This is a genomic window from Kineococcus gynurae, assembly GCF_042433995.1.
Taxonomy (GTDB): Bacteria; Actinomycetota; Actinomycetes; order Actinomycetales; family Kineococcaceae; genus Kineococcus; species Kineococcus gynurae.
Map to the genome: position 1 here is coordinate 170207 of NZ_JBHLUI010000002.1, position 7903 is coordinate 178109.

Genomic DNA, 7903 nt, shown 5'->3' on the forward strand with positions numbered 1-7903 from the left:
CTCGGAGTCGGGGACGCTGCGCCGGGGGTGTCGGTGGTCGGTCCGTCCGGGAGGTCCGCGCCGTTGGCCGGGGTGCTCGTCGCCGACTTCTCCCGGGTCCTCGCCGGGCCGCTGGCCACGGTGCACCTGGCCGATCTCGGTGCGCGAGTGATCAAGGTGGAACGCCCGGACGGTGGGGACGAGACCCGACGGTGGGGTCCGCCGTTCACCGCGACCGGCACGACCTACTTCGACAGCGTGAACCGCAACAAGGAGTCGGTCCGCCTCGACCTGACCGACAGCGACGACCGGACGACGGCCCGGGAACTGCTGCGCCGGGCCGACGTCCTCGTCGAGAACTTCCGGCCCGGTCGGCTGGCCGAGCTCGGGTGGGGCCCGGACGTGCTCGCTGACCTCAACCCGCGACTCGTCACGGTCTCCATCAGCGGGTTCGGCCCGGATGGCGGTGCCGACCGGGCGGGTTACGACTTCCTCGTCCAGGCCGTCGGCGGGCTCATGAGCATCACCGGGGAACCCGGTTCGCCGACGAAGGTCGGGGTCGCGCTGGTGGACGTGCTGTGCGGCAAGGACGCCGCGATCGGGGCGCTCGCCGCGCTGGTCCGCCGCGGGGTGGACGGCCAGGGTTCCCGGGTCGAGGTGAACCTGCTCTCCAGCCTGCAGGCGGCCCTGGTGAACCAGGTCCAGGGTCTCCTGGGGGCCGGGGTGGAGCCGCGGGCCCTCGGGAACCTGCACCCCTCCATCGCCCCCTACGAGCTGCTGGACTGCTCCGACGAACCGCTCGCGCTGGCCTGCGGCAGCGACGCCATGTTCCGGGCCTCGCCGACGTCCTCGGCGTCCCGGACCTGGGCACGGACCCGCGCTTCGCGGACAACCCCTCCCGGGTGCGGAACCGCCCTGCGCTGCGCGCAGAACTCGCGACGGCCCTCCGGAACGCCTCCGCCCGGGAGTGGGAGGAGCGCCTGCTGCGGCGCGGGGTCCCGGCCGGGCGCGTGCAGTCGGTGGGGGCCGGGCTCGACCTGGCCGCGCAGCTGGGCCTGCAGCCGTTCCTCGACGTGGTCGACGCGGCCGGGGCGGTGGTCGGCCGGCAGGTCCGGGGACCGGTCACGCTGCACCCCTCCCCGCCGCCGCCCCGGGGGGCGCCACCCCGGCTCGGGGAGCACGACGACGCCGTCCGTGCCTGGTTGCGGACGAGCGCCCCGGAACCCGCCCAGGAGAGGACGATCCGATGAGCGAGCAGGACGACCCCGAGATGGAGGAGTTGCTGGAGCAGGACCTCCTGGACTTCTCCGGCCTGCTGTCGGAGGAGGAGCGTCGGACCCGCGACCGCGTGCGCGCGTTCGTCGACGAGCGGGTCCGCCCGGGGATCGCGGAGTGGTACGAGGCGGGCCGGTTCCCGGTGGAGCTCGCCCCGGAACTCGGGCGGCTCGGGGTGCTCGGCATGCACCTCGACGAACCGGGGTGCCCGGGGCGCAGCGCCGTCGAGTACGGGCTGGCCGCGCTCGAGCTGGAGGCGGGCGACTCGGGGTTGCGCACGTTCGTCAGCGTCCAGGGTTCCCTGGCGATGAGCGCCATCGCCAAGCACGGTTCCGCGGAGCAGAAGTCCCGCTGGTTGCCGGAGATGGCCGCGGGTCGGCTCATCGGTTGCTTCGGGCTGACCGAACCCGACGCGGGTTCGGACCCGGGCAGCATGACCACCGTCGCCCGCCGCGACGGGAGCGACTGGGTCCTGAACGGGCGCAAGCGCTGGATCGGACTGGCCTCGATCGCCGACGTCGCCGTCGTCTGGGCGCGGACCGACGAGGGTGTCCGGGGTTTCCTGGTGCCGACCTCCTCGCCCGGTTTCGCCGCCCGGCCGATCGAACCGAAACTCTCCATGCGGGCCTCGATCCAGTGCGACGTCGACCTCGTCGACGTCCGGCTCCCGGCCGACGCCCTGCTCCCGGGGGCACGGGGACTCAGCGGTCCCTTCGCCTGCCTGAACGAGGCGCGCTACGGGATCGTCTGGGGCGTGCTGGGTGCGGCCCGGGACAGTTACCGCGCGGCACTCGGCTGGTCGCTGACCCGTCGGCAGTTCGACCGCCCGCTGGCCGGGTTCCAGCTCACCCAGCAGAAACTCGCGACCATGGCCGTCGCCGTCGAGAAGGGTCAGCTGCTGGCCCTGCACCTCGGGCGGCTCAAGGACGCGGGACGGCTGCGGCCGCACCAGATCTCGATCGGGAAGCTGGACAACACCCGGGCCGCCCTCGCCGTGTGCCGCGAGGCGCGGACGGTCCTCGGCGGCAACGGCGTGACGCTGGAGCACTCTCCGCTGCGGCACGCCAACAACCTCGAGAGCGTGCGGACCTACGAGGGGACCGACGAGGTGCACACGCTGGTCATCGGGCAGCAGGTGACCGGGCTGCCGGCGTTCCGCTGACCCGGACGGCTCACCCGGCCTGGCGGTAGGACCGGGGCAGGACGGAGCGGCCCCAGAGGTCGACGAGGTGGTCGAACCAGAGGTCGCGGTCGGCGATGACGCCGTCCAGGTGCCCGTTGAGCTCCAGGGTCAGCGAACCGCACAACTGCTGCCAGGCGGCCAGGCCGGCACCCACGGCGGCCAGCAGCGGCCGTTCCCCGGGGGACCCGGCGACCCCGTCGAGGAGATCGGCCAGACCGAACGCCGGGATGCGGGCCAGGGCACGCAGTTCCTCGTCGAGCGTCGCGGGCAGACCGCGGTAGTCGTTCGGGTCCAACGGTTCGCGCTGCACGGCCTCGCGCAGCACGGTGCCGAGCGCGGCCCCGGGACGCTCGGCGGCCCCGGCCGTCTCGGCGGGGGCGGCGTAGTCGGGGACGGGGGTCCCGTACACCAGCGTGAACTCGTGGGGGTGGGCGAGCGCCCAGGTGCGCAGGGCCCGGCAGACGCGCCGCCACCGTTCGACCTCCCCGGCCGCGTCCGCCGGCGGGGGCCCGAGCTCGGCCTCCCCGGCGGCGCCGAACTCGGTGAACGCGGTGACGATGAGACGGGTCAGCAGCTCGTCGCGGTCGGCCACGTAGCGGTAGACGGCGGAGGACACCAGGCCGAGCTCACGGGCGACCGCCCGCACGGACAGGCCGGCCGCGCCGACCTCGCCGAGCTGGCGCCGACCCGCCTCGACGATGCGGCGGGTGAGGTCCTCACGAGCGACCTCGCGGGCTGTGCTCATCCGATCATCCTGCCAGCTCGAGGGAGAGCGGTGCTCTTGACACGCGGCAACGACGACGAGAACACTGCTCCGAAACGAGAGCACCGCTCTCATCGTCAAGGGGGAAGCCATGAGCCGCACGCACGTCGTCGTCGGGGCGGGCCCGGTCGGGTCCGGCATCGCGCGGGCCCTCGCCGCCCGCGGGGACCGCGTCCGCGTGGTCACCCGCTCGGGGAGCGGCCCGGAGGGTCCCGGCCTCACGCGGCACGCCCTCGACGCCGCCCGGGGCGACGAGCTCGCCGCCGTCGCCGCCGGGTCCGACAGCATCGTCAACGCCCTGAACCCGCCGTACCACCGGTGGGCCGACGTCTGGCCGGGGGTGAGCACGGGTCTCCTCGGGGCGGCGGAGGCGAGCGGGGCCCTGCTGCTGCACGTGTCGAACCTGTACGGCCACGGACCCTCCGTGCGCACGATGGTCGAGGCGTCCCCCGACCTCAGCGCGGCCGGGACCAAGGGGGCGGTCCGCGCCGCGGTGTGGGCCCGCAGCCGGGCCGCGCACGAGGCCGGCCGGGTGCGCACGGTCGAGCTCCGGGCCTCGGACTACTTCGGGCCGGGCAGTGCGGGCAACTCCCACCTGGACCTCGAGGTCGTCGGACCCGTCGTCCGTCGTCGGCCCCCGGTGGCGCTGGTCGGGGACCCGTCCGCCCCGCACTCCTGGACGTTCCTGCCCGACCTCACCGCCACCGTCCTCGCCGTCCTCGACGCCGAGCGGGAGCGGGGCGGGCTGAGCGGCCGGGTCGTGCACGTCCCGAACTCCCCGGCCCGGTCGATGCAGCAGGTGGCCGACGACGTGGCGGGGTTGCTGGGTCGTCGTCCACCCCGGGTCCGCGTCCTGCCCCGACCGCTCGTCGGCGCACTGGGGCTGGTCGTGCCGTTCCTCCGGGAGCTGCGCGAGGTGGAGCACCAGTTCCGGCGTCCGTTCGTCGCCGACGGGACGGCGACGGCGGCACTGCTCGGCGTGACCGCGACCCCGTGGTCGGAGGCGCTGGCCGCCGACGTCCGGGCGCTCGGAGGGGAACCGGTCGCGCCGCTGCCGGCCCTCAGCCGGCCTCGCGGTACAGCTCGGTGACCATCCGCACCAGGTCCTCGATCCAGCGGGCCGGCTCGTCGCGCCACCAGGCCAGCCGCACCGGTACCGGGTCGGCGTCCAGCACCGGTCGGTAGACGACCCCCGGCCTCGGGTGCTGGAACGTGGTCGCCTGCGAGGTCAGGCCGACGGCCTGACCGGCGGCGATCAGGGTCAGCCACTCGTCGACGCTGTGGGTGTCGCGCGTGGCCGCGGGGGCCGCGTCCGGCGGCCACAGGTCCTGGGTCGTCGTGCCGGTGCGCGCGTCGATCCCGACGGTCTGCCCGGTGAAGTCGCCCAGCCGCACGCCCCGGCGCCGGGCGAACGGATGGTCGGCGGCCACGGCCGCCCAGCGGCTCTCGGTGCCGACGACGGCCGTCGCGAAGCGTCGCGGGTCCAGCTGCCGGCGGGTGACGGCGACGTCGGCCTCGCGTTCGAGCAGTCCCGCGGTCGGGGTGTTGACCTGCACGAACACCAGCACGGAACCGGGTTGCTCCGCGGCCCAGCGTCGCTGGAGCACGGTCGTCCAGCGACCCAGGGCCGACCACGCGTACCCGATCCGCACCTCGCGTCGCGTCCCCTCCCCGTCCTCACCCCGTTCGGCGACGCGGACCATCGCCGCGACGTCGCCGAGGACGCGACGGGCGCGGACGACGACCGCCTGCCCCGCCCCGGTGAGGGTCGCCCCGCGCGGGGTGCGCCGGACCAGTCGCACGCCGAGCTCCCGCTCCAACGCGGCGACCAGGCGGGAGACCGAGGCCTGGGAGGTCCGCAGCGCGATGGCGGCGTCGGTGAAGGTGCCCTCCTCGGCCACGGCGACGAGCGCCCGCAGGTGCCGGACCTCCACCGCCGCGGGGCGAGAGGACGGCGCGCCAGCGTCCATCGGAGCCGGGGTCATACGCCGAGCGTATGACCCCGTCCCGGTCTGCATTTCGGGGCCGGCCGGCACCCCCGGAAGCTGGGCCGGTGACCGCACAGACCGGAGTCGCCCCGAGTCCCGACCCCCAGGTCCGCGCGCTGCCGGGGACGTCCGGGCGACGGACGTGGCCGGGGGTGCTCACAGCGCTCGGCGGGGCGGGCGGCAACCAGGTGGGAGCCGCGATCGGGGCGCAGGCCTTCGCGGCGATCGGCCCGGCCGGCGTGGTCGCGACACGGCAGCTCGTGGCCGCCGCGGTCCTGCTCCCTGTGGCGCGGCCCCGCGTGCGCTCGCTGACCTGGTCGCAGTGGTGGCCCGTGCTGCTGCTGGCGCTGATCTTCGCGACGATGAACCTGACGCTGTACAGCGCCGTCGACCGCGTGGGGCTGGCCCTGGCCGTCACGTTGGAGTTCCTCGGCCCGCTGGGGGTCGCGCTCGTCGCCTCGCGCTCGCGCCGGGACCTGCTGACCGCGGCCGTCGCCGCGGTCGGCGTCTACGTGCTCGTCCTGCCCGGCCCCGCCAGCGACCTCGTCGGCATCGCGCTGGGCCTGGTCGCCGGGGCCTGCTGGGCGGGCTACATCGTGGTGAACCGCGTGGTCGGGGCCCGGCTGACCGGCTTGCAGGGGCCGGCCCTGGCCAGCGGGTTCTGCGCCCTGGGGTTCCTGCCCGTGCTGCTGCTCGGCACCGCCGCCGGGTCGTGGAGCGCGGCCACCGTCGTGCGGTCGATCGCCACCGGGCTGCTCTCCTCCGTCGTGCCGTACGCGGCCGACCTCACCGCCCTGCGCACGGTCCCTCCGCGCCTCTTCGGGGTCCTGGCCAGCAGTCAGCCCGTCCTGGCCGCGATCACCGGACTGCTGCTGCTGGGCCAGCGCCTGGACGTCCACGAGTGGGCGGGCATCGCGATCGTCGTCCTCGCGAACGTCCTCGCCGTCACGGGTCGGCCCACCCCGACCCGGTGAGCGCCCCGCGGGGGGTTCCGCGGCCTCGGTGGGTGTTCCCGGGGTTCTCGTCTTGACGGCGGGTTCCTGGAAAACTACTGTTCCGGTGTTTGATATATCAGTCACTCGGTCACACGGACGTGGCCGTCGATGCCGACCACCCCCGGGCGGGTCGTCCGTCGGTCGACGGGACGGGAGCGATCCCGGCCCCGGATGAACAGGAGTGGTATGTCCGCGAACGACACGACCCTGGGAACCTCGGGTTCCACGCACCAGAAGCGGTTCCTCGTCCGACTGACCGCCGTCTCCGCCGGGGGGACATTCCTCGACGGCTACGTCCTCGGCATCATCGGCACCGTCATCGTGGCCATCACGGCCGAGCTGCAGCTGACGGTCTTCTGGGAGGGGTTGATCGCGGCCTCCGCGCTCATCGGCATCTTCCTCGGCGCCCCGCTGGGCGGGTGGTTGGCCGACCGGTTCGGGCGCAAACCCGTCTTCGTGGCCGATCTGCTGCTGTTCATCGTGGCGTCCCTGCTGCAGCTGTGGGCCAACTCGCCCGAGATGCTGGTGCTCACCCGACTGATCATGGGGGTCGCGGTCGGCGCCGAGTACTCCGTGGGCTGGCCGCTGCTGGCCGAGTTCTCGCCCGCGCGACTCCGCGGGCGACTCGTCGCGCTGAGCGAGGCCGCCTGGTTCTTCGGCTTCATGGTCGCCTTCCTCCTCGGCTACGTCCTCGTGCGGACGACCGACCTGCACTGGCGCACCATCCTGGCGACCAGCACGATCCTCGCCGTCCTGCTGCTCATCGGTCGCATCGGACTCCCCGAGTCCCCGCGATGGCTGTGGAACAAGGGTCGGCGCGAGGAGGCGATGGTCGTCGCCCGACGGTTCCTGGACACCGAGGAGGACATCGCCGACGTCCAGCGCGAGACCAAGGGGGAGGGTGGTTTCCGCGCCCTGTTCTCGGCCGAGAACTGGCGGGCCACCACCTTCGTCTGCGTCTTCTGGTTCTGCGCCATCGCCCCGTACTTCGCCATCGCGACGTTCTCCGAGGACGTGCTGAAGAACTACGGCCTCTCCGACGGCCTGGCCGGCGGGGTCGGCCTGACCGCCCTGGCCGCGGCCGGCGTGGTCGTCTGCACCATCCTGGTCGACAAGATCGGCCGACGGAGCCTGACCATCCCGCCGCAGTGGATCTGCGCCGTCGCCCTCGCCGTGACGGCGTTCTGGGTGGGCGCCCCCGGACCGGTCGTCCTGGCCTGCTTCTTCGTGTTCTCGTTCTTCAACTCCATGTACCAGGCGCTGACCGGGGTCTACCCGACCGAGGTCTTCCCGACCGAGATCCGTGGCATCGGGACGGGCCTCGGCGCCGCCTTCAGCCGCATCGGCGCCGCCGCCGGGACGTTCCTGCTGCCCTGGTCCATCGACACCTACGGGATCGGCGCCAGCATGGGCGTCGCGGCCGGGGTCGTCGTGGTCGGTGCCCTGGTCTCCCACTGGCTGGCCCCCGAGATGGCCGGTCGCAACCTCAGCGAGGCCAAGGACGCCGTGAAGCGCGCCGCGGCCCACTGACCGTCGTCGGGTCGCCCCGCTCCGGGTCGACCCCCCGTTCCCACCGAAAACCCTTCCGCAGGACGACAGGAGTCATCCCATGTCCACCACCACCGCAACGACCGAGACCACCTCGAGCAGCTCGTCCCACGGGAACCGGGCCGTGGCCTACCTGGGGCCGGGCAAGGTCGAGGTCCAGACGATCGAGTAC

General features: G+C 73.9%; 6 protein-coding genes and 1 pseudogene. 5 read left to right on the forward strand and 2 right to left on the reverse strand.

Translation table 11 applies throughout. From position 1 onward, the window contains the following. The first annotated feature begins 120 nt into the window (after positions 1 to 120). Positions 121 to 1229: pseudogene (locus ACFFKU_RS01345) on the forward strand (CaiB/BaiF CoA transferase family protein). Continuing rightward, positions 1226 to 2416: an acyl-CoA dehydrogenase family protein gene (locus tag ACFFKU_RS01350; protein WP_380134763.1), complete on the forward strand. Its 1191-nt coding sequence runs from the start codon at positions 1226 to 1228 to the stop codon at positions 2414 to 2416. The pseudogene ACFFKU_RS01345 and the gene ACFFKU_RS01350 overlap by 4 nt, the downstream one beginning before the upstream one ends. A 10-nt stretch (positions 2417 to 2426) precedes the next feature. Here ACFFKU_RS01350 and ACFFKU_RS01355 read toward each other — a convergent pair whose 3' ends face one another. Then, on the reverse strand, positions 2427 to 3182 hold the full coding sequence (locus ACFFKU_RS01355; RefSeq protein ID WP_380134764.1) for a TetR/AcrR family transcriptional regulator: 756 nt from the start codon (positions 3180 to 3182) through the stop codon (positions 2427 to 2429). A gap of 109 nt (positions 3183 to 3291) precedes the next feature. Here ACFFKU_RS01355 and ACFFKU_RS01360 point away from each other — a divergent pair, with 109 nt between their 5' ends. Continuing rightward, positions 3292 to 4290, forward strand: coding sequence for an NAD-dependent epimerase/dehydratase family protein (locus ACFFKU_RS01360; RefSeq protein WP_380134767.1), 999 nt, complete (start codon positions 3292 to 3294; stop codon positions 4288 to 4290). Here ACFFKU_RS01360 and ACFFKU_RS01365 read toward each other — a convergent pair. Continuing rightward, on the reverse strand, positions 4262 to 5185 hold the full coding sequence (locus tag ACFFKU_RS01365; protein ID WP_380134770.1) for a LysR family transcriptional regulator: 924 nt from the start codon (positions 5183 to 5185) through the stop codon (positions 4262 to 4264). The genes ACFFKU_RS01360 and ACFFKU_RS01365 overlap by 29 nt on opposite strands. Positions 5186 to 5253: 68 nt before the next feature. Here ACFFKU_RS01365 and ACFFKU_RS01370 point away from each other — a divergent pair, with 68 nt between their 5' ends. Both ACFFKU_RS01370 and ACFFKU_RS01375 read left to right on the forward strand, forming a co-directional pair. Beyond that, entirely contained in the window at positions 5254 to 6162 is a 909-nt protein-coding gene (locus tag ACFFKU_RS01370) for an EamA family transporter (protein WP_380134772.1), read from the forward strand. 207 nt (positions 6163 to 6369) lie between these two features. Further along, positions 6370 to 7713, forward strand: a complete 1344-nt coding sequence (locus tag ACFFKU_RS01375) for an MFS transporter (protein WP_380134774.1) — start codon at positions 6370 to 6372, stop codon at positions 7711 to 7713. Positions 7714 to 7903 lie beyond the last annotated feature (190 nt).